The 20,553-nt window shown below is 59.3% G+C and carries 18 protein-coding genes and 1 pseudogene; 10 read left to right on the top strand and 9 right to left on the bottom strand.

Annotation, left to right across the window (positions count from 1 at the left end; genetic code table 11):
- Nucleotides 1–8: 8 nt before the first annotated feature.
- Nucleotides 9–794 carry a phosphoadenylyl-sulfate reductase gene (locus tag KGL31_11295; GenBank protein ID MDE2322476.1) on the top strand — a complete coding sequence of 262 codons (786 nt, stop codon included), beginning with the start codon at nucleotides 9–11 and terminating at the stop codon, nucleotides 792–794.
- Nucleotides 795–828: 34 nt separating this feature from the next.
- The gene (sat, locus tag KGL31_11290; GenBank protein ID MDE2322475.1) at nucleotides 829–2,022 is read left to right on the top strand and encodes a sulfate adenylyltransferase; all 1,194 of its coding nucleotides are present in this window, start codon (nucleotides 829–831) and stop codon (nucleotides 2,020–2,022) included.
- Between the two features lie 19 nt (nucleotides 2,023–2,041).
- Here the strand turns inward: sat and KGL31_11285 are convergent, their stop codons facing one another.
- Entirely contained in the window at nucleotides 2,042–2,704 is a 663-nt protein-coding gene (locus KGL31_11285; GenBank protein ID MDE2322474.1) for a hypothetical protein, read from the bottom strand.
- A gap of 128 nt (nucleotides 2,705–2,832) precedes the next feature.
- Between KGL31_11285 and KGL31_11280 the strand changes: the two genes are divergently transcribed.
- From KGL31_11280 to KGL31_11265, 4 genes are read left to right on the top strand one after another with little or no spacing between them, the layout of a single operon-like run.
- Complete coding sequence (locus KGL31_11280; GenBank protein ID MDE2322473.1) at nucleotides 2,833–3,072, top strand: NIL domain-containing protein; 240 nt, start codon at nucleotides 2,833–2,835, stop codon at nucleotides 3,070–3,072.
- Nucleotides 3,073–3,114: 42 nt separating this feature from the next.
- The gene (locus KGL31_11275) at nucleotides 3,115–3,351 is read left to right on the top strand and encodes an NIL domain-containing protein (protein MDE2322472.1); all 237 of its coding nucleotides are present in this window, start codon (nucleotides 3,115–3,117) and stop codon (nucleotides 3,349–3,351) included.
- A gap of 1 nt (nucleotide 3,352) precedes the next feature.
- Complete coding sequence (locus KGL31_11270; GenBank protein MDE2322471.1) at nucleotides 3,353–4,615, top strand: threonine synthase; 1,263 nt, start codon at nucleotides 3,353–3,355, stop codon at nucleotides 4,613–4,615.
- A 47-nt stretch (nucleotides 4,616–4,662) separates the two neighbouring features.
- Nucleotides 4,663–4,941, top strand: a complete 279-nt coding sequence (locus KGL31_11265; GenBank protein ID MDE2322470.1) for a MoaD/ThiS family protein — start codon at nucleotides 4,663–4,665, stop codon at nucleotides 4,939–4,941.
- A gap of 19 nt (nucleotides 4,942–4,960) precedes the next feature.
- Here KGL31_11265 and KGL31_11260 read toward each other — a convergent pair whose 3' ends face one another.
- The 7 genes and pseudogenes from KGL31_11260 to KGL31_11230 form a co-directional block, all read right to left on the bottom strand.
- Nucleotides 4,961–5,458 carry a hypothetical protein gene (locus KGL31_11260; GenBank protein ID MDE2322469.1) on the bottom strand — a complete coding sequence of 166 codons (498 nt, stop codon included), beginning with the start codon at nucleotides 5,456–5,458 and terminating at the stop codon, nucleotides 4,961–4,963.
- Complete coding sequence (locus KGL31_11255; protein MDE2322468.1) at nucleotides 5,455–6,384, bottom strand: FAD:protein FMN transferase; 930 nt, start codon at nucleotides 6,382–6,384, stop codon at nucleotides 5,455–5,457. The genes KGL31_11260 and KGL31_11255 overlap by 4 nt, the downstream gene beginning before the upstream one ends.
- 164 nt (nucleotides 6,385–6,548) lie before the next feature.
- A complete protein-coding gene (locus KGL31_11250) occupies nucleotides 6,549–7,187 on the bottom strand; it encodes an FMN-binding protein (protein ID MDE2322467.1) in 639 nt (212 codons plus the stop codon).
- A gap of 9 nt (nucleotides 7,188–7,196) precedes the next feature.
- Nucleotides 7,197–7,477: pseudogene (locus tag KGL31_11245) on the bottom strand (multicopper oxidase domain-containing protein).
- Nucleotides 7,359–8,936: a hypothetical protein gene (locus tag KGL31_11240; GenBank protein MDE2322466.1), complete on the bottom strand. Its 1,578-nt coding sequence runs from the start codon at nucleotides 8,934–8,936 to the stop codon at nucleotides 7,359–7,361. Before KGL31_11240 ends, KGL31_11245 begins: the two are co-directional and overlap by 119 nt.
- A 212-nt stretch (nucleotides 8,937–9,148) precedes the next feature.
- On the bottom strand, nucleotides 9,149–10,027 hold the full coding sequence (locus KGL31_11235; protein MDE2322465.1) for an FTR1 family protein: 879 nt from the start codon (nucleotides 10,025–10,027) through the stop codon (nucleotides 9,149–9,151).
- 124 nt (nucleotides 10,028–10,151) lie between these two features.
- Nucleotides 10,152–10,625 carry a transcriptional repressor gene (locus tag KGL31_11230; GenBank protein MDE2322464.1) on the bottom strand — a complete coding sequence of 158 codons (474 nt, stop codon included), beginning with the start codon at nucleotides 10,623–10,625 and terminating at the stop codon, nucleotides 10,152–10,154.
- 1,059 nt (nucleotides 10,626–11,684) lie between these two features.
- On the opposite strand from KGL31_11230, the gene KGL31_11225 reads away from it, so the two are divergent.
- The 3 genes from KGL31_11225 to KGL31_11215 are packed head-to-tail and all read left to right on the top strand — an operon-like array spanning nucleotide 11,685 to nucleotide 17,462.
- A complete protein-coding gene (locus tag KGL31_11225; GenBank protein MDE2322463.1) occupies nucleotides 11,685–12,983 on the top strand; it encodes a TolC family protein in 1,299 nt (432 codons plus the stop codon).
- Between the two features lie 26 nt (nucleotides 12,984–13,009).
- The gene (locus KGL31_11220; GenBank protein ID MDE2322462.1) at nucleotides 13,010–14,335 is read left to right on the top strand and encodes an efflux RND transporter periplasmic adaptor subunit; all 1,326 of its coding nucleotides are present in this window, start codon (nucleotides 13,010–13,012) and stop codon (nucleotides 14,333–14,335) included.
- Between the two features lie 13 nt (nucleotides 14,336–14,348).
- Complete coding sequence (locus KGL31_11215; protein MDE2322461.1) at nucleotides 14,349–17,462, top strand: efflux RND transporter permease subunit; 3,114 nt, start codon at nucleotides 14,349–14,351, stop codon at nucleotides 17,460–17,462.
- 190 nt (nucleotides 17,463–17,652) lie between these two features.
- Here KGL31_11215 and KGL31_11210 read toward each other — a convergent pair whose 3' ends face one another.
- Nucleotides 17,653–18,432 carry a GNAT family N-acetyltransferase gene (locus KGL31_11210; protein ID MDE2322460.1) on the bottom strand — a complete coding sequence of 260 codons (780 nt, stop codon included), beginning with the start codon at nucleotides 18,430–18,432 and terminating at the stop codon, nucleotides 17,653–17,655.
- Between the two features lie 662 nt (nucleotides 18,433–19,094).
- On the opposite strand from KGL31_11210, the gene rho reads away from it, so the two are divergent.
- Nucleotides 19,095–20,342: a transcription termination factor Rho gene (rho, locus tag KGL31_11205; protein MDE2322459.1), complete on the top strand. Its 1,248-nt coding sequence runs from the start codon at nucleotides 19,095–19,097 to the stop codon at nucleotides 20,340–20,342.
- The last annotated feature ends 211 nt before the right edge of the window (nucleotides 20,343–20,553 follow it).

The following is a 20,553-nucleotide window of genomic DNA, read 5'->3' as shown; positions in this document are numbered from 1 at the left end:
GAGGAATGATGGGAGGACAATCGGGAATTCAGAGCACGAATCAAGAAAGCCGAACAGTGTCTCCGGAGGAAGTGGCGGGGCTGAACCAGCGGTTGTGCGGCGCCGCACCGGAGTCAGTGCTTCGATGGGCGATCGACGCATTTGCTCCCAAACTGGCGCTCGCCAGCAGTTTTGGGGCTGAAGATATGGTATTGATCGATATGCTGTCGAAGCTGAAGCCGTCGATTACGATCTTTACCCTGGACACCGGGCGGCTGCATGAAGAGACGTACGACGTGATGGAGCGGACCCGGGAGCGCTACAAGGTTACGATTGAGAGCTACTTCCCGGGACGAGACGCCGTGGAGGCGTTAGAGCGGGAGCGCGGGTTTTATTCGTTCCGACAGAGTGTCGAAGAGCGAAAGTTCTGCTGTCGCGTTCGAAAGGTGGAGCCGCTCGGCCGGGCGCTGAAGAACGTTGATGCCTGGATCACTGGGCTTCGGCGGGAACAGGCAGCAACCCGCACCGGTATCGATATCGTGGAAATCGACGCGAGCCATGGCTCAATCCTCAAGATCAATCCGCTTGCCGATTGGACCGAGCCGCAGGTCTGGGCGTATGTCCGCGAGCATGATGTGCCCTACAACGCCCTCCATGACCAGGGATTCCCCAGCATCGGTTGTTCGCCATGCACGCGGGCGATCAAGCCGGGCGAAGATGTGCGAGCGGGACGATGGTGGTGGGAGAACCCGGAGACCAAGGAGTGTGGGCTCCATCTTGATAGCCGACATGGCGATCACGGCCCGCGTAGTTAAGGAGAGGGGTGTGATGCCGACGGGAGAACAGATCATGCGGGAATCGACTGGATTGTCGGAAAATGAGGCGCCGACGCCGATCCTTCCACATGGCGGGCGGCTCGTCTCACGGATATTGACAGGAGAGGCCAGGGCCGACGCGATCGGCAGGGCGCGGGATCTCCCAATGATCTCGCTGAACGCCAGGGCTATCTCTGACGTGGAATGCCTGGCCACGGGTGTGTTCAGCCCACTCGAAGGGTTTATGAATCGGGCCGACTATGAGGGCGTCATCCATGAGATGCGCCTGAAGAGCGGCATCCTGTGGACGCTCCCGATTACCTTGGCGGCGCCAAAGGACGATGTGGCTGGGCTCAAGCAGGGAGGCGAGGCGGCCTTATTGGGCTCTGACGGCGAACTGCTTGGCCTGCTTTCGGTGGAGGAGATTTTCCCCTATGATAAGCGAGCGGAGGCGTGTCTGGTCTACAGCACCGAAGAGACGCGCCATCCTGGCGTCCAATACCTCTATCAGCGAGGCGATCTTCTGATAGGCGGGGCGGTCAGTCTGATTCGCCCTCCGACGCTGCCGGGATTCGAAGACTATTACTGCGTACCGACTGAGACGCGACGGCGCTTCAAAGAGCGCGGATGGCAGACCATCGTCGGGTTTCAGACCCGCAATCCGATTCATCGGTCGCACGAATATATTCAGAAGTGCGCGCTGGAGTTGATGGACGGCTTGCTGATCCACCCGCTGGTCGGTCGGACAAAGCTCGACGATGTTCCATCAGAGATTCGCCTTCGATGCTATCGCGCGCTCGAGGAGCGCTACTTCCCGAAGGAGCGCGTGATGCTGAGCGTTTTCCCGGGTGCCATGCGATATGCGGGCCCGCGGGAAGCGGTCTTCCACGCCCTGGTCCGGAAGAACTACGGCTGCACTCACTTCATTGTTGGACGGGATCCCGCCGGCGTGGGGGGCTACTATCATCCGTATGCGGCCCGCGACCTCTTCCTGCGACTCAAGCGCGACGAGCTGGACATTACCCCGCTTTTCTTCGACGAGGCGTTCTTCTGTCGTCGCTGCGATGGGATGGCTTCGGCCAAGACTTGCCCGCATGAGGCATCCGAACGGGTGACGCTGAGTGGCACGCGCGTTCGCGAACTGCTCCGGAACGGCGAGCCGCTGCCCGAGGAGTTCACGCGGCCTGAGGTCTCTGAGATCCTGGCGGAATGGATGCAGGGGGTATGACTATCTGCTCCCAGACAGGTCAGCTCTTTGGCGGCTTTGGCAGTCGGACGGTAGGGTAGTCGGCCTTGAACCAGTTGCCCAGGCCCCCGGGTACGTTACCGATCCTTGGAAAGTGGTGATGCAGCAGGATGCTGGCCGCCGTGCTGCTGCGTAGGCCTTCTTGGCAGATTAGGATGATTTCTTTGCGCGGATCGAGCGAGCGAGCGTGTTGCCAGATCTCCCCAAGCGGAATGTGCAGTGAGCCTTCGATATAGCCCAGCTCCCACTCAAAGGACTCACGCACGTCGATCAGCATCAGCTCATTGTGGGGAGCGTTCAATCGTTGCCGGAGCGCGGCGGTAGACATCCGTGGCAGCGTTGAAAGCGGAAGCTCCCTGTTGTGCCACGTTTCGGTCCCCGTCGTGATAATGCCCCGGAGAGGATTTCGGCGCACCTCATGAAGGGCATCGCCAGCGGCCTCGGCAACACTCGTCTCGTCGGAGAGGAGTACGATTGGAGGGCCGGGCGGGATTGCGGTTGCGACGCGTTCGGGGAGGCTCTTGCGACTATAGACGATGTTGATACTGCCCGGAATATGGCTTGAGGCAAACTTCTCATACAGGCGAAGATCGATTAGAAGTACGCCGGTTTCCAACGCGCTCTTTATCTGATGCGGCGTCAATATCGGTATCTCGGTAGGCATCGCGCCATGACTCTCCATAAAAGCTGTCCTGGGCAGGGTTTGGACTTTACTGTCCACTTGATACAGTTTATACTCCACCGCGCAAAGGACTCAAGCGGAATCTACGCGGTCGATCTTCGAGAGAGGCGATGACAAAAAAACGTGTGCATCTGACGTTTACCGGTAAACTGGCCGAGGAGCCGATCCTGTGGCAGTTGAGTCAGACGTTTGACCTGGTCTTCAATATTCGGCAGGCCGATTTTACCGAAGGAATCGGGTGGATCATGGCTGAGCTCGAAGGAGAACCGCAGCCGCTTGAAAATGGAATTAAGTGGCTGGAGGATCGTGGTGTCCACGTGGCGCCGATTGAGCAGGATGTTGTCTCTTGAAGCGCTCGATTTGTGCTCAACAGAGGAAAAAGGAGTCCGGTAATGCCGAAACGGATGATCACCCTCATCTACCCGCAGGTACTCATCAAAGAGCCGGTGATCTACCGTCTTTCGCGGGAATTCAAGCTTATTCCCAACGTCCGTCGGGCGCGGGTGACGGAGCAGACGGGCGAGGTGATGCTGGAACTGGACGGCGAGGAGGACGCGTTGAATAAGGGGATTGCCTACCTGGCCGATTTAGGGATCAGGGTGGAGCCGACTCCGGAGAAGGGACGCTGAGATGGCGCTGGTGAAGGGATTGAAGTGCAGGGAGTGTGGCAGACCATACCCTGCTGATCCCCTGCATGTCTGTGAGTACTGTTTCGGGCCTCTTGAGGTCGATTACGATTACGACGCGCTTCGAGGCCGCCTGACCAGAAAAGCGATCGAGGCCGGACCGCCCAGCATTTGGCGATATCAGGCGCTGCTGCCGATCGAAGGAGAGCCGGTTGTCGGGAGGCACTGCGGGATGACGCCGCTCGTGAAGGCCAACAACCTGGCGCGCGCGTTGGGGATGCGGGAAGTCTATATCAAGAACGATACCGTGAACCATCCCACCTTTTCATTTAAGGATCGGGTCGTGGCGGTGGCGGTCACGAAGGCTGTAGAGTTTAACTTTAAGGTGGTGGCCTGCGCCTCCACCGGCAACCTGGCGAACTCAGTGGCGGCCCATGCCGCCGAAGGGGGGCTTCCAAGCTTTGTCTTTGTGCCGGCCGACCTGGAGCAGGGCAAGGTGTTGGGTACCCTGATCTACAATCCGAAGCTGGTAGCCGTGGATGGCAACTACGATGAAGTCAACCGGCTCTGCAGCGAGATCGCCGACAAATATGGGTGGGCATTTGTGAATATCAATATCCGGCCGTACTACGCTGAGGGCTCGAAGACCTTCGGGTACGAGGTTGCGGAACAACTTGGCTGGCGCGCCCCCCATCACATCGTTGTGCCGGCCGCGGGAGGTTCGCTGGTTACGAAGATCCTGAAGGGGCTCAAGGAGTTCGATCGACTCGGCCTCCTGGATGGCGGCTGCCACACGCGGATGCATGTGGCGCAGGCTGAAGGGTGCGGCCCCATTGTTACCGCCATCAAAGCGAACAGCGAGATCATCAGGCCGGTCAAACCGAAGACCATTGCCAAGTCGCTCGCCATCGGCAACCCGGCGGACGGCTACTATGCCTACAAGGCCGTAAAGGAAAGCGGTGGTCATGGGGAGCATGCTACGGACGAAGAGATTGTGGACGCGATGAAGCTGTTGGCGAGCACTGAAGGGATCTTTGCCGAGACGGCTGGCGGGGTGACGGTAGCGGCAGCCAAGCGACTGATCGAGCAGGGGCGGATTCCCCCGGACGAAAGCCTGGTGCTCTGCATTACCGGTAACGGACTGAAGACCCAGGAGGCAGTCGCCTCATCATTGAAGGTTCGGTTTCACATTAAGCCGACCCTTCGATCATTCGACGAGGCGATGGCTTCTCATGACATTGACGTGACGCCGAAAAGTGGGAATTGAGAAGCGAGCACGAAGGCGGTAAGGGATTATCGAAAGGAGCGAGATCGATGAGTGTGAAGGTGCGCATCCCGACCCCGTTACGGGGTCTGACCAGCGGGCAAGGAGAGGTTGAGGGGCAGGGGAACTCTATTCATGAGTTGATTGAAAATCTGGAGCAGTCGTATGCCGGCTTGAGGGACCGAATCTACGATGACTCCGGCAGCGTCCGCCGCTTCATCAATATCTATGTGAATGAGGAAGATATCCGGTTTCTACAGGGGATCTCGACGCCGCTCAAGTCGGGTGATCTTGTGTCTATCGTTCCGGCCATCGCCGGTGGTTGCTGATTGATTCGTGGTTGGTCGGTTACTTCCGGCTTTTGCCCCACATCTCATACAGTGGAAGGAGTATCAATGCGCCATACCCCAACCACATCCCGAACCAGGCGAAAAGCTGTAAGAGGGCGAAGGCTGGAGAGAGATACCGAATGAGCCATGGCCCGGCGATATCAGCTTGGGAGGAGAAAAACGCCAGGCCGATAACGGACCATTTGATTCGGGGACCGAGCCCGGTAGCGATAAAGAGGTGGGCCAGAGTAAGGAACGAGATCCCCATGATGATGGCGTGGAAGTGCGTGGTCTCGAGGAGTTGAGTGAAGGTCTTGGGATAGGTCATCTCCTGCCCCAATTCCCCCCCGCGATAGTAGGCTACGACCAGATCATAGGTGGCGCCGATCCGCTTGAACTGATAGAGGCCGATGGTGAGCATCCCCACTGCGATAAAGATCAAGAAGCCGGTGTAGATGATCTTGACCTCCCGGCTGGCGGCCGAGAGCCTGTAGGCGGGGTAGGTGAAGTTTTTCAACCGATGCCCTCCCTCGAAGTCGTTACTGAGGCCTCGAAGCGGATCGTTTCAACGAATCCTGGGGTGCTGACCTGCCTTCCGTTCGAGCGAGCCAATAAGCCTTCGGTGTCTGGGAACCGGCTGACGACGGCAAAACCTTGTGCCTCATCGAGGATGATGATGGCCTTGGCAAGGACTTCTGCCTCAGTCGCAGTCCGGGCCGCGGCCACGCCCAGGCTGGGATGGCGGAGCGGGGAGCCGTCCTGCGGATTGATCAGATGGCTCAACCGGACCCTTCCGATCTCAAAGGAGTGACCGAAGCTTCCGGAGACGCCGAGGTATTGATCCTTCAGATACGCGAGACCGATAGGCGCGCCATCGTCACTTCTGAGCAGGACAGGCCAATGCTTCTGCTCAGGAGGTGATCCTATCGCCGTAAGGCTGCTCCGTCCGAAGTTGATAAATGCGCTCGTAACACCCTCCTGCGCCAGAATCGCGCTCAGCCGGTCTACAGCGTATCCCTTGCCGACTCCACCCAGATCCAGCCGCATCCCGGCGCGTCTCAGTTCTACTCTTCCATCCGGAAGAAGTTGGACACTGGAGATCCCTGTCCGGTTGAGGGCCTTCGCCACCAACGCGGGGGATGGCATAATACCCTGTTCTTCAGCCGCGCTCCAGAGGTCGATGAGAGGTCCGATGGTGATATCTATTGCCCCGTCGGTTTCTCGGCCCAGGGAGAGCGCGATCGTCAGGGCTGACCAGAGCTCCAGGTTAATCTCGACGGGTCCGAGACCTGCATGTCGGTTAAGCCGGTTAAGGTCGCTGTCGTCATCATGGGCTGAGAAGATCTCCTCCAGTCGCCGGGCCTCCTGAAAACATCTCGCCAGCACCCGCTTGCCCGCCTCCCGTGGCTCATGATACAGCGTGATCTCCAGCAGCGTTCCCATGACATAATGGATCTCTTGAATAGGAGCCGGCGCCGGTTCTACAATCCCCCTTCCCCTCGCCCTCTCCGCACCCAAGGGGTACCCGGGGGCGAGGGGAAGTAAAGAAGACTCCTCTCCCCCAGTTGGGGGAGAGGATGAAGGTGAGGGGGCGTAGGCTTTCATGCTCATGGCCGATGAGACCCATTGAGGAGGACCAGTTGGGCCAGAGCCAGGACCTTTCTAACTCCTCGGCCGATCGACTGGACCGATAGGGTAGCTCCAGCGATATTGACGATATCTCGATAGGGCAAGAGAGGCGCAGTGAGATCTTTCTCATGATACTGGCGCATGAAACGCCGGTCCCGCACCTCCCCGCCGTAGGCCTCGCGATAGGTCATCAGGGCGACATCCTTGACCTTTCCATCCGGTTTGATGCCTACAATAAAAGTGATAGGGCGGTGCTTGCCGATCTCCTCCGTGATGACGGCAAAGCCGAGGCGCTCGTCGTTTCGACGCGCGAGGTAGGTGACATAGGCATCCTCCCAGATGGATGGTCGCGTGCGACCCAGGAGGGCCTTCATCTTTTCCCGCAGGGCTTCCGTTGACGGGATGACCTTCTTTTCGAAGTGTGTGGCCTCCGGGAAGACCGCCCTGGGGGCTTCCTCTTCGGAAAGAAAGACCCCCTCCTGTGCATTCAGTAGGTCCGGTCTCAGCGCCAGAAGGGCCGGCGTAAGCAGCGTGGTCAGAAAGCACCGTCTGGAAAGCATCGCTTCCTTATAGCACAAGCAGCGGCGGAGGGCAAAGGAGGCGCTTCTCCCAAGCATAACTCCTTGTTATTCAGTGACGGTAAAAAGCGCCATCATGCCTGCGATGATGTGGCCGTTAACGTGGCAGTGATACAGCCAGGTACCCGGATTGCCCGGCGCCATGTCCACCGTCTTCATGCTTCAGGCAGCAGTTCTATCATGTCTGTACACGACCTTCCGTCACGAGACTCAGAAGCCGAAGGATACGCCAAGGAGGGCCGCGTGGGCGTGGTCCTCCCCGGCCTGGGCGGGTAGGAAATTGGTGACGTCTGCCAGGCTTCGCCCGTCGTTGGTCTTTGTATACTCATAGGCCAGTTGAAAGACCACGAGCGGGGTCGGCCTGTAGGCCAATCCGGCCGTGATCCGGTGGATCTGGCGATTCTCCTGCTTGAAGGCGGTGAGCGCTCCACCCGTAAATGTCGCCTCCTGGACCAGCCCGTTGAGCCAGACCTGTTCCCCACGGATGACCGCAATAAGCTGCGGGTTCTCGAAATACTTGCCGAAGACCGTGTTGGTCAGGAGCTCCGGCCAGAAGCGGTACCGCCCCTCGATCCAGAAGCCGTGCTTGTTCCGGGCTAAGTCCGCCAACTCGAAATTGATCCCCGCGTCGAAGTTGGGACTTACGCTGCTGGGGATGTTGAGGGATTGATCGACAACAACCTTGGCGAAGTCCTTGGCTACCCGATCGATGTTTCTAAAGGTGGTGTTCACATACTCCGCCTCGATCTCAAACGGTCCGATGGTCGTCAGGCCATCGAGGCCAAAGGCGTAGAGCGATTGGCTTTCCAGAAACTGCGGCGTATACCGCCCATAATAGAAGGAGCCCGCGATCTCCTGGCCGGGGAACGGGCTCCAGGCGACCCGGGTTGCGACGGCCTTGCTGTCTTTCGAATCCAGCTTGGCTGTTCCCCTGGTTGGGCTGAACGCGACCCCCAGTTCCAGCTTATGTCGATCCGAATCGCCGGTTTGGGCGATCTTTTGCACCTCGGCCCCTAGAGCGACCCCATTCACGACGTAGGCCTGATACGTGAGTTTCCCCAACTCTCCGAGGGAAATGTCGCCTAGGAACCCGGCTCCCAGTTCCGGCCAGGCCGCATCCACGGGCAGGACTGGGACGCCCCTATCGACGAGGGAGCGGCGGGCGATGTTCCAGCGGTTGTCATCGTGGTTGATGTTGAACCGGCCCACCGGGACCAGGACCTGACCGGTCCGAAACTTCAGCCAATTGTAGAGATCATACTGGAACCAGAGCTGCTCCAACGAGATTTCACCACCCCCCCCATTTGTTTCTTCCACTTTCAGGCCGCCTTCCGTCCGCGTGGTGTCCCTAGTGAGTTCGAGATTAGTGAATCGTTCAAATTCGAGTTCCATATAGACCCGCATCGGGTCAGCCGGCTTGGCGTCCGCGGTCAGGACGAACCGCCGAAAGGTGAAGCTGTTGTGCTGTTCCTTGAGGTTATTCGCCTCGAACCGGACGGAGCCGTACCCGCCAATCCGAACTCGGTCCAGGAGTTCCGAAGAGACCCGTCTCGTCTGCTCCCTGAGGGAGGCCGTCTCGCGTGTGATCTCCTCCTTGTGCGCTGCCTGCGCCGCCTCCACCTCACGCAGCTTTTGATCCTGTCGCTGTTTCTCTTGCTTCATCTCATCGATCTGCTTCTGAAGTCCCTGAAGCTGTTTTTCCAGGTCTTCCAACGTCGCCCCGGCGGCAATCCCGACGGGGGCTATTCCCATGCTTAACGCAATAAATACGGTTTGCCATCGTTTCATGTGCCGCTCCTTTGTCTTCAAAGCGAAACGGAACTAGACTTCTCCAGGGCAGGTTGCTAAAATTAAAAAGCTGCGGAGGCCAGAAGCGCAAAAGGCCCTGAGGGGTCCATTGACAACATGGCCATCCGAGGCAGTGGGCGATCCCACCGCGCCGGCCGGCAAGCAAGGAGCGGTGGGATCGCCTTCTCTTTTTTATTCTACTTTATTCTACGTCAGATAAGCTCGTGGTTATCCTCTTGGCGGATGGCTATACACGACCTGGGATCATCGCATGCGGCCGGCTTGGGGGGCGCCGACGCTTTCACCGCTCGCATGAAGGCCCAGCCCATAATTCCGAGATATCCGAAGTAGGCCAGCACCTCCATCATGGTCGGCTCATCGTGATACCCGATGAAGGCGTGAAGGAGGCGCCCCACGAGGCTCTCGCTGTCCAGGATCGATTTAGTGCTCCAGGCGGTCATCCCCAGGAGATGAAAACCGACCTCGTGTAAGGCCATGAAAATATGGGCGCACAGGCCCGCCGCGATGAAAATAAGCAGAACGCTGGTCACAATGAAGAAGCGTCGAAGGTCGAGTTGGAGCGTTGAAGCAAAGATCGCGTAGGCGATCACCGCCGACGCCGCCAAGCCCAGGAACGCGCCCGGCATCAGCCCCCCGCTTGACACTCGAGTCATAAGGGCGGTCAGAAATATAGCGGTTTCCAGCCCCTCACGCAGGACAGTGATGAAGGCAAGGCTGGCGAGCGCCACCACCTGACCCGTGGTGACCGCCAGCGCGGCCTTCGCTTCTGCTTGCGTCTTCAGGCCGCGGGCGTGGCGCTGCATATAGAGCACCATGTAACTGAGGATCGGTACGGCGAAGCCGGACGCTATTGCCTCAAACCAAGCAGCCCGTTGGCCCTCGAACTCCATCGCGAGTACCTGAAAGCCCCAGGCCAGTCCGATGCTCGCCAGCACACCCACGATCGTCCCGGCCCAGACGTATCGGCTGCAGACGGAGTGGCCGGCCTTCCGCAGGTAACCCAGGAGGATTCCGACAATCAGGAAAGCCTCAAGCCCCTCTCGGAAGGTAATAAGCATTCCGGCGATCATCGTTCGTCCTCCCTTGCGAGTTGCCCCGGGTCAGCCTGAGATGGTGGCTTCACGATCTTGGAAGAGACAGTCATTTTCAATAGCATTCACAACCGATCAGACATCCCGTCAACAACGAGACATCTCAGCGGGACCCCATCGCTGAGACTGTGCCCGGTTTTCTGTCGGCGCCTGCGCTGCAGTCACGGCAGAGGCCGTACAGCTCTAATTTATGATACCGAATGAGGAAACCGAGTCTGCGGACGATCTGTTCCTGCAACGCTTCGATCTCGTAATTCTCGAACTCGGTGATTTTGCCGCACTCGGTGCAGATAATGTGATCGTGGTGGTGCTCGCTGGAGGCGTGTTCGAACAGGGCGCGCCCTTCGCCGAACTGTCGCTCATGCGCGAGCCCGGCCTCCTTCAGGAGCTTCAACGTCCGATAGACGGTGACGAGACCGATCCGCCGGTGCCGACCACCCACTCGACGGTAGAGACCTTCGGCGCTAACGTGCGTCGTAGTAGCGAAGAAGGCTCGTGCGATCAACTCGCGCTGGCGGGTTGCCTTCAGCCCGGTTCGATTAAGGTACCGCTGGAACTGGAGAAGTTTTTCTTGCATCGTAAAGAAAGTGAAAACGATTATCAATATCGACAAACGAAATCAGAATAACGGTTGGCGTGAGTAGTGTCAAGAAAAAAATGGCTATCCGAAATGATTTGTTGAAAACATGTAGTGTACACTCCACGCTCATTCCGGATTGATCTGTGGAATTACCCGGATGCACGCTGCGCAGGTGCCACAAATCCCCAGGCTCTCTGGATGTTGGTAGCACTTCACGCGTACATCAATCAAGCGCAGGATCACCCTTCTGGCCCCCATTGCTCGCTCCACGGCGGGATGCCCATAATGATAACTCAAAGGTTCTTGACTTAACCTGATCTTAAGTGGATATTAAGTATACTGGTTTCGTGTGTGAATCCGGTTGGAAGGCGGAGAGAACCAGGAGACATACACAGTATTGGATTGAAGTGCACGCGCTTGCCTGGTGAGAGGACGCACACGTGAGGCACCGTACTTGCTCGGGGAAGAGTGCAAAGCTCGCGGCTATCTGGGTAATTACGACCTTGATACTGTGTTCTGGCCTCGCCTACGCTGAAGACCTTGGATACTTTCAGGATACCCCTGAGCATGCGGATCAATGTATTGAGCAGATATTGTCTTCCTCTCTCAAGCCGGCGGTCGACGAATCCTTTACATCGCTCACCGTCCACCTCGCCGCGCAAATATTACCATTCGGGCAGCTTATGCCGACTACCCTTCTGCCGAGTGCCAACACTTTTCGGTTTGCACCATTGAGCCCATCCCGCCTGAAGGCCGATCGCACACTCTACGCATTACACTCCACCTATCGGATCTAGGTCTCCTTCGCCTCTCCCTTACTCTTTGACTTACCTCTTAGTGCCAGCAATCCGTTCTGGCGCGAATGAGAGTTTGCCCGAGAGGAATTTGAGCCCGGCGTCTCTGCTCCGGCCTCATCTTCAAACTCAGGAGAACTCGCTCATATGGTATTCTCGGGTGGTGACCAGTCGGTGGGGCCTGGAGATCAGGGAAAAACCGGCTCACAGGGCGTGAGACACACCACCACGATTCGGTGTGATCTCATGACGGGAGGCAGCGATGTATGATCGAGCCAAGAAATTTCTAATCTTTGCTCTTAGCTGTGTCATCTCTTTGCATCTTCTTGCCAGGCCGATACACGCCAGCGAAGGCGCGCTTTCCCTGGAAGAGGCAGTGTCCCAGGCCCTGGACAAGAGCCCGGAGCTTGCCGTTGAGCGGCACCAGATCGACGTGGCCAAAGGAGATCTGGCCAAAGCCCGGGTCTACCCCCTGAATCCGGACCTTCGGCTCGCGCCGTCCTACGGCTCCGCCAGGCCCAGGGAGGTCGATACGAGGGTGGGCACCAACGGGTTCGAAGTAGCCGTCTCCCAGACGCTGCAGATCAAAGGCCAGTGGGGCCTGCGCATACAAAGGGCAGAAGCCGACCTTGATCGCACCGGATGGACGGTCAAGGATGCCCAACGCCGCATCAGGGCCGATGTCACCAGTCTATTTAGCGACGTGTTGATCGGCCAGGAAAGGGTGCAGTTCTTCGACGAGATCGTGGTCCTGAACCGGGAGCTCTTCGATATCTCGCGACAACTGTTCGAGGCCGGATCGGTGCCCCGGTTGGACATGCTCCGCGCTGACGTGGAGTGGCGGCGGGCTCAAAACGACAGGATGGCCGAGGAGCGGGTCTTGGCGGCGGCGCGCAAGGAATTGAACCTCCTGATCGGGCGGCCATCTGATTTCGTCCCTCAGGCCTTGGGTCCACTGCGGTACGCCTTCGACGAGACAGACCTCCCGGCCCTCAAGCGTATTGCGGTTGCGAACCGGCCCGATCTGAGCGCAGCTCATGCGAGGCTGCAAGTGATCGAGCAAGAGTTGGCCATCGCGAGGGCAGAGCGATTGTTCCCTGAGCTTTCCGCGTCTGTTGGCTACAGCAATGACTTGGGACTTGATGGGCGGGACCAGCGGGTTCTCTTTGGCGTAACGGTGCCCCTTCCGTTATGGAATCGGAGGCAGGGGGAGGTCGAGACCGCCCTTGCTGAACGATCACGGCAAGCAGCCGCGGTGACCCTTGTGGCCGCCAGGATCGACAAAGAGGTCGCGCAGGCGTATGAGCGGCTTGTCGCCTCCCGGAGGATCGTCGAAGAGTTCGGCAAGCGGATCGTCCCCCAGCAGGAAGAGAACTTCCGTTTACTCCGCGAAGGCTACGAGGCTGGACAATTTCCGCTGACCGAGGTGCTCCTCGGCCAGCGGGAGTTCGTCGAGGGACGGCTCCGCTACCTGGAGGCGGTCTCGCAGTATAACCTCTCTGCGGTAGAGCTCGAGCGAGCGGTTGGCACGCCCCTCCTGAAGGCAGGGCCCACGCCATGACTGTCGAGACGCTCCGGGGAGAAACGATGCTGAGACGATGGAAGCGCTTCCGGGTGGCGGTGTTGGCAGCCGTCGTGGCGATAGTCGGATGCGGCCGCGAGGGGCCATCCTCCACGCCCGCTAAGGGAAGCGCGGCTTCCACCCAGGGAACACAGCGTGAGGAAGGAGCTAGGCCGGCCGAGACAGCCGAGCGGAGGCGTGCCCAAGCGACCGATGGCGAACCCCAAGACGGCGCTCGTCATGATGAGGAACACGAGGGATCAGTCGCCCGGGACGAGGCGACGGTGGGCATCCGGTTGAGCCGCCGGGAGCAGGAGAACCTCGGCCTGAGGACCGAGGTCGCGCAAATTCGACCGATCGAGGATGTCCGCAAGCTCAACGGGGTGGTCAAGCCTCATCCTGATCGCGTGGCCGAGGTGACCAGCCGCGTCTCTGGCAGGGTGGTGAATATCCACGTGCCGCTTGGTGCCCTGGTCAAAAGAGGGGACCACCTCCTGGACATTCAGAGCGTGGAGCTGGAGCGGGCAGAGTTGAACCTGATTCAGGCGGAAAACAGGCTGGTGCTGACGAATGTCAACCTCGAGCGCGCAAAGAAGCTCGTCGAACGCGGCATCGTAGCCCAGAAAGAGCTGCTGACCCTGGAGAACCAACAACGCGAAATCCTGAATGAGATCGAGAGCCTGACCCGGCAACTGACGCTCCTGGGGCTGCCTCCGGAGGAGATCCAGCGGGTTCGACAGGAACGTGCGGTGACGACGCTTCGCCTCCCAGCCCCCATCGGGGGCACGGTCGTGGAGCGGAACGTGGTGCTTGGCCGGCAGATCGAGCCGAACGCCGCGCTCATGAAGATCGCCGACACATCCGTCATGATCGTTGAGGGGGAGGTCTTTGAAGACACCCTTTCCTTGTTGAAGCTCAGGCAGAGGGTCCGGGTTGTCCTCTTGGCGCATCCCAATGAGGTATTCGATGGCAAGATCAGCCTGATCGGCCCGGCGGTAAGCCAGCCAAAGAGGACTATCCCCGTCTGGGCGGAGGTCACGAACCGCCGTGGTCTGCTGAGACAGGATCTCTTTGCCCAGGTCTTTGTCATCCTGGGTGAGCGGCGGAGGAGTCTGACCGTCCCGCCTCGGGCGCTGATCAACGCCGAGGGAGCGGAGTTCGTCTTCGTCGAACGGGGCGGCGCCTACATCCGAGCCGACCTGACCATAGGGGCGCGTAACGATCGCTTCGTGGAGGTCTTACGCGGCCTCTCTCCGGGCGATCGGGTCGTGACGGATGGCAACCGCGAGCTGTACGCCAAGTGGCTTGCGGCGAGAGGTGGCGGCTCAGTGCTCCCTCGTGAGACCGATTAAGGGAGGGACGACAATGTTTGCCTGGATCATCCAGTGGTCGCTCAGCAACCGCATCCTGGTGGTAGTGGCCTCGGTAGTGCTGCTGATTGGCGGTTTGGTGGCGGTTCAGCGAACCACCCTTGATGTATTCCCGGAGTTCGCGCCGCCCCAAGTGGCCATCCAGACAGAGGCACCCGGCCTGCCACCGCAGGACGTCGAGCTGCTGATCACCTTCCCGATCGAGAGCGCCCTCAACGGGACCCCAGGCGTCGAGGCGATCCGGTCCACCTCGACGGCCGGGCTCTCGAGCATGGTCGTGGTCTTCACATGGGGAACGAGCATCTACACGGCCCGCCAGCTCATCACTGAACGGCTTCAGGCGGTCAAGGATCGCCTTCCGCCAGGGGCACAAAATCCTACCATGCTCCCGATCACCTCGGCCGTGAGTTGGCTGGTCAAGTATGCGCTCACGAGCGAGCGCGTCTCCCCGATGGAACTTCGCACGATCTCCGACTGGGATATTCGCAACCGGTTGCTGGCGATCCCTGGAGTGGCATCGGTGGTGTCAATGGGCGGCGAGGCGAAACAGTATCAGGCCCTCCTGTCGTCGGAGAAGCTGCTGCAGTACGGGGTGACGATCAAGGAGGTTCTCGATGCGGTGAGGGAAACGAATGTGAGCGTGTCGGGAGGCTTCCTTGTGACGCCCGGCCAGGAGTACGTCGTCACCGGCGCCGGTCGGATCGCGTCCCTCGAGCAACTGGCGCAGACCCAGGTCGCGGAGCGCGGCGGCGCCCCGATCCGGCTCGATCAGGTGGCGACAGTGCAGCTCGGCCCGGAGGTGAAGCGGGGCGATGCGAGCTTCAACGGCAAGCCGGCCGTCCTCGGGACCGTTTCGAAACTCTTCGGGGCCGATACATTGACGGTCACCTACCAGGTTGAGCGTGCCCTGGAGGAGATCCGGAAGGCCCTCCCGCCGGGAATCGAGATGACCACCCGGGTCTTCCGGCAGGCGAGCTTCATCGAGTCATCCATCGCCAACCTCCGTGGCGCCCTCCTGGAGGGCGGGCTGGCTGTGAGTATCGTCGTCATCTTTTTTCTCTTTAATCTCCGCGCCTCCTTGGTCACCTTGACGGCGTTGCCGACGTCGCTGATCTTCGGCGTGCTCTTACTCAAGGCCTTTGGGGTCGGCATCAACGCGATGACTCTGGGGGGCCTCGCCATCGCCGTCGGCGCCGTGGTAGACGACGCGATCGTGGATGTGGAGAATATCGTCCGTCGGCTCCGCCTCAACCGCGAGAAGGCCCACCCCGATTCTCCCCTGAAGGTGATCTACGAGGCGTCCGTGGAGATCCGGCACGCGGTAGTCTATGCCACCTGGATCATCCTGATCGTCTTCATGCCGATTTTCTTCCTGGGCGGCGTCGAGGGGCGGATCTTCACTCCGCTGGGGCTCGCATTCACCCTTTCACTCTTCGCGTCTCTGCTGGTCGCTGCGACGTTGGTCCCTGCCTTCGCTGCGCTGCTGCTGATTCGTGGGCGAGCGGCCGCTCCAGAGCAGGAAAGCCTGACCATCCGTGGCATGAAGCGGGTCTATGAGGCCCTCCTGCGCAGGGCCCTCCGCCATCAACGCTGGGTCATGGCGATCAGCGCGTTGCTCACAGCCGGGAGCCTGGCCCTCATCCCCTTCTTCGGCCGCTCCTTCCTCCCGGAGTTCCGGGAGGGCAACTTCATCCTCCACCTGACGTTGCTCCCGGGGACCTCGCTGCCGGAATCGATCCGTCTCGGCAATCGGATCACCGGCCTGCTGAAGCAGCAGCCCGAGGTTGTCTCTGTCGCCCAGCGGGCCGGAAGGGCAGAGCTCGATATCGACACGCTTCCTCCGAATGCGAGTGAGTTCGACATCGCCCTCCGGTACGGGAAGCGCGATCGGGAGACGCTGCTGGCCGCCATCCGAGAAGACGTGGAGGAATTCCCAGGTGTGGCCACCAGCCTTAGGCAGTTCATCTCCGAGCGTATGGACGAGGTCCTCTCGGGAACACGGACCCAGATCGCCATCAAGGTCTACGGGCCCGATCTGGCGGTGCTCGCGGCAAAGGGGGAACAGGTGGAGCAGATCATGCGAGGGATCCGAGGTGTGACGGATCTCTTCCGTGAGCCTCTCATTCATGTCCCGGGCATTCAGATCATGGTCAATCGGGAGGAGGCGGCCCGGCTTGGCCTCGACGCAGGCAACGTCTTGAAGACGGCTGAGGTTGCCTTTGCCGGAACGGCCCTTTCCCGCGTCGTGGAGGGACAGCGCGCCTTCGACCTCTTTGTCTGGTTCGACGAGACCTCCCGACAGGACCCCGCCTCGATGCGGAATCTGCTCATCGACACCCCGGAGGGCCGGAAGATCCCGCTCGGGCTGGTGGCCGACGTACAGGTCGCGAACAGTCCCTTTATGATCAACCGGGAGAAGGTCCAACGGCGAACGCTTGTTCAGGCCAATGTCGCCGGCCGGGATCTTGGCAGCGTGATTGAAGAGGCCCAGCGCAAGATCGCCAAAGAAGTGGAGCTTCCGGCGGGCTATTTCATCGAATACGGCGGACAGTTCGAAAGCCAGCAGGCGGCCACCAGGGTCCTGGTGGTGTATGGCGGGCTGGCGGTCGTCGGGATCTTCGCTATGCTCTACAAAGCCTTCCGTTCGTCGCGAGCTGCCATTCTCGTCATGGCCAATCTCCCCCTGGCCCTGATCGGCGGGGTCGTGGCGATCTTTTTGAGCGGGAAGGTGATAAGCGTACCCTCGCTGATCGGGCTGATCAGCGTCTTCGGCATCGCCGCACGGAATGGGATCATCCTCGTCAGCCACTACCGGCAGCTTCGAGCTGCAGGGGAACCGAAGGAACAGGTTATCGTCGAGGGGTCGAAAGATCGGCTGGCCCCGGTCCTGATGACAGCGGCCGCGGCTGCCCTGGGCCTGCTGCCCCTCCTCTTTGGCGATCCGACCGGGAAGGAGCTGGAGCGGCCGATGGCCCAGGTGATCCTCGGCGGGCTGTTCACCTCAACCCTCCTCAACATGATCGTGGTCCCGACGCTGTTCATGAGGTACGGCTGGGAGCGCGAGGAGGACTTCCAGGCACAGGTGGCCCTGGAACGCGGCGAACTTTAGCGTAGGGAGTAAGTCATTAGGGTCCGCGCTCGACGAGCTTGGTCCAGGTGTTGTACGGGGAGTTGGGGCAACCCCACACCCGTGGCCTGGGAGGGAGGCGGGTCCTGAAGGTCTTTTGAGACGCTCTCAGCAATCAGATTAATCCGGATAGCCGAAGAAATTCACACAAAGGGTGGCCGGAGGCAATCCTTTAGCTTGGTGAGCTGTATTCGACTCGTTCTGCCGCTCGACCGAACCCGATGCGCGTGTAGACACGCTCCGCATCCGGCGTGGCCACCTCGAGCGCGACGAGCGCGGCGCCTTCTTCGCGGGTACACCGCGCCGCGTACGCCGTGAGCAGGCCGGCCAGACCGCGCCCGCGAAACTCCGGAGCGGTGGCCATCCCGGTGATATGCCCCACGCCAACAAGCGTATGCAGATGTATCGCTGCGGCAAGCACGCCATCTACCCATGCGCCGAGCTGACGCATATGCGCCGCGCGCATATGCGCAACCAGCCGGGCACGTAACATCGGCTCTTGCCACGTCGACTCGCCCGACCCGAAGCTGACGCTCAGGATACGCCCGGCAGCCCGCATGTCCTCTGGTCCCGTCTCGCCCAGTCGCACGTCTGCCGGGATGGGCGGGTCGACCGGCTCGCGCTGAAACATGACATACTTGTGAGATGTAAGCACGCATCCCGACGACTGCAATGCCTGGGCAAGCCCATGCGGCGCCGTCTCTAGCGTGAAATTGAAGTACGGACTGTGGCCGCGCGCGCGGTAGTGCGCCATGACCTCCTCGATGCGTTCGCGCCTCGGCATCGTACACCACGGCACAACATCGGCATAGTTGTAACTGGATGCGGCGATCTCGTCGTTTATGAAAAGCACGAACGGGCGTCTAATCGTCACCAGGCAACCCATGGAGTGGTTGCGCTCGACGAGGTAGGTTTCGTAAGAATCCAGGGCATTGCGAAGTAATGCGTCCACAAAAGCACCCTCTAGCTTAGGAATGTACTGTGAAAGTAGATTATAGTTGGAGGCAGAAAAAGTCAAGAAAGCTTATCGAATTTGGCGTTTCAATCTTTTGCTCTTGGTATACCGAGCATGTTTGACAGCCTGAGAGTGAAAGTTCCCTTGACAACCTGATGGAGGTGATGGCATAGCGAAGCGCAAGGGCGTTGCCGCGTAACCGGATCTGGAGGAAGCCAATCCATAGACAGGGTCAAAAAAGGCTTGACAAAGCGCATGGGCTCCACTAGGTTTAGGTTGACAATCTCGCTGAGGGTATGATTTCTCCAGAGTGTCGTTTGTCGGTCGGCCCTGAATTGCGATAACGGGGAGTGAGGAAGACCGACGCTGCCCAAGATCTAACTCATCTGGCTTTCCGATTCAGACCGTTATTTCCCATGCGTTCGGCAGGGGCCTTATTCCTGGTGATCGGCTTCCGAATATTTGCGCGCGTCACACTGCAGACTGGTCACAGGGACAGGCGAGTACCGGGTTAAGGTCGCGAAGTCGATTCATCGTCAACAGTTGTACTTAAGGAAGAGGAGTTTGCGTAGATGGCCCCATCAGCGTCTGAAACGACCAGACGGTCCAGTGTGTCAGAAGTAAAGGAGGTTGCTGCGGCGCTTCCCAGGGGTGGTTCGATGAATATTGTAGAGTTGAAAGAGAAGACCATCTCTGAGTTAAGCTCCATTGCGAGGACCCTGAACGTGGTGGGTGCCAGTGGCCTTCGCAAGCAAGAGCTCATCTTTAAGATCCTTGAGGCACAAACCGAGAAGAGCGGGCTGATTTTCGCGGAGGGTGTACTTGAGGTTCTGCCCGATGGGTTTGGCTTCCTTCGAGCGCCGGACTACAATTACCTGCCGGGGCCGGACGACATTTACGTATCGCCGTCGCAGATTCGGCGCTTTGACCTCAGGACCGGCGACACCGTGTCGGGTCAGGTGAGACCCCCCAAGGAAGGCGAGCGCTACTTCGCCCTTCTCAAGGTCGAGGCGGTGAACTTCGAAAACCCGGAGTTGATCAAGGAAAAGATCCTCTTCGATAACCTGACTCCCCTCTTCCCAAATCAGCGGATTCGGCTGGAGACTACACAGGACGAACTGAACATGCGTGTGATGGATCTCCTCACGCCGATCGGTAAGGGGCAGCGTGGGCTGATCGTCGCCCCGCCGAGGACGGGCAAGACCATCCTCCTGCAAAAGATCGCCAACAGCATCACCAAGAATCACCCTGAGGTGATCCTGATCGTTCTCCTGATCGACGAGCGGCCTGAGGAGGTGACGGACTTCCAGCGCTCTGTCAAGGCGGAGGTGGTCAGTTCGACCTTCGATGAGCCGGCTACACGTCACGTCCAGGTGGCCGAGATGGTGATCGAGAAGGCCAAACGGTTAGTGGAACATAAGCGGGATGTGGTAATCTTGCTGGATTCTATCACGCGATTGGGACGAGCCTACAACACCATCGTCCCGCCGAGCGGCAAGGTGCTCTCCGGCGGCGTAGATAGCAATGCGTTGCAGCGTCCCAAACGGTTCTTCGGGGCGGCGCGGAATATTGAAGAGGGCGGCAGCCTGACGATCATGGCTACAGCCCTGATCGATACCGGCAGCCGGATGGACGATGTCATCTTCGAGGAGTTCAAAGGGACCGGCAATTGCGAGCTGGTGCTGGATCGACGGCTGGTGGATAAGCGAGTCTTCCCCGCCATCGATATCTTCAGGTCAGGCACGCGGAAGGAGGAGCTCCTGCTCACGCAGGAGGAACTCAACCGGATGTGGATCCTCCGTAAGGTCCTCCAGACGATGGGTGTCGTAGAGGCAATGGAACTCCTGCTCGAGAAGTTGAAGGAAGCCAGATCGAACGAGGATTTCATGAGGGCCATGAATTCATAGGTATTGTTCTTCTCGCCGATACGATGTATCAGCCCGTCTTTCTGACGGGCTGTATTTTTTCGGTAGTGCAGCATTCAGCGTACAGTCATCAGCTATCAGCCAGGAGCTTTAGTGCAATGCTTTTGCTGACGGCTGAACGCTGCTTTTCTATTGAGAGCGTTCAGTGTTTAGACGTATAATAAAGTACATTTAACTTACTGAAAAATTAGCT

The organism is Candidatus Methylomirabilota bacterium (assembly GCA_028870115.1).
In the GTDB taxonomy this organism is placed as follows: Bacteria; Methylomirabilota; Methylomirabilia; order Methylomirabilales; family Methylomirabilaceae; genus Methylomirabilis.
The sequence above is the reverse complement of the archived record's forward strand: the minus strand, read 5'-3'. Positions and strand labels throughout refer to the sequence as shown.

Coding starts and splice junctions, on each gene's coding strand:
- KGL31_11295 (MDE2322476.1), top strand. CDS start 9: ATGGGAGGACAATCGGGAATTCAGAGCACGAATCAAGAAAGCCGAACA.
- sat (MDE2322475.1), top strand. CDS start 829: ATGCGGGAATCGACTGGATTGTCGGAAAATGAGGCGCCGACGCCGATC.
- KGL31_11285 (MDE2322474.1), bottom strand. CDS start 2,704: ATGCCTACCGAGATACCGATATTGACGCCGCATCAGATAAAGAGCGCG.
- KGL31_11280 (MDE2322473.1), top strand. CDS start 2,833: ATGACAAAAAAACGTGTGCATCTGACGTTTACCGGTAAACTGGCCGAG.
- KGL31_11275 (MDE2322472.1), top strand. CDS start 3,115: ATGCCGAAACGGATGATCACCCTCATCTACCCGCAGGTACTCATCAAA.
- KGL31_11270 (MDE2322471.1), top strand. CDS start 3,353: ATGGCGCTGGTGAAGGGATTGAAGTGCAGGGAGTGTGGCAGACCATAC.
- KGL31_11265 (MDE2322470.1), top strand. CDS start 4,663: ATGAGTGTGAAGGTGCGCATCCCGACCCCGTTACGGGGTCTGACCAGC.
- KGL31_11255 (MDE2322468.1), bottom strand. CDS start 6,384: ATGGGAACGCTGCTGGAGATCACGCTGTATCATGAGCCACGGGAGGCG.
- KGL31_11250 (MDE2322467.1), bottom strand. CDS start 7,187: ATGCTTGGGAGAAGCGCCTCCTTTGCCCTCCGCCGCTGCTTGTGCTAT.
- KGL31_11240 (MDE2322466.1), bottom strand. CDS start 8,936: ATGAAACGATGGCAAACCGTATTTATTGCGTTAAGCATGGGAATAGCC.
- KGL31_11235 (MDE2322465.1), bottom strand. CDS start 10,027: ATGATCGCCGGAATGCTTATTACCTTCCGAGAGGGGCTTGAGGCTTTC.
- KGL31_11230 (MDE2322464.1), bottom strand. CDS start 10,625: ATGCAAGAAAAACTTCTCCAGTTCCAGCGGTACCTTAATCGAACCGGG.
- KGL31_11225 (MDE2322463.1), top strand. CDS start 11,685: ATGTATGATCGAGCCAAGAAATTTCTAATCTTTGCTCTTAGCTGTGTC.
- KGL31_11220 (MDE2322462.1), top strand. CDS start 13,010: ATGCTGAGACGATGGAAGCGCTTCCGGGTGGCGGTGTTGGCAGCCGTC.
- KGL31_11215 (MDE2322461.1), top strand. CDS start 14,349: ATGTTTGCCTGGATCATCCAGTGGTCGCTCAGCAACCGCATCCTGGTG.
- rho (MDE2322459.1), top strand. CDS start 19,095: ATGAATATTGTAGAGTTGAAAGAGAAGACCATCTCTGAGTTAAGCTCC.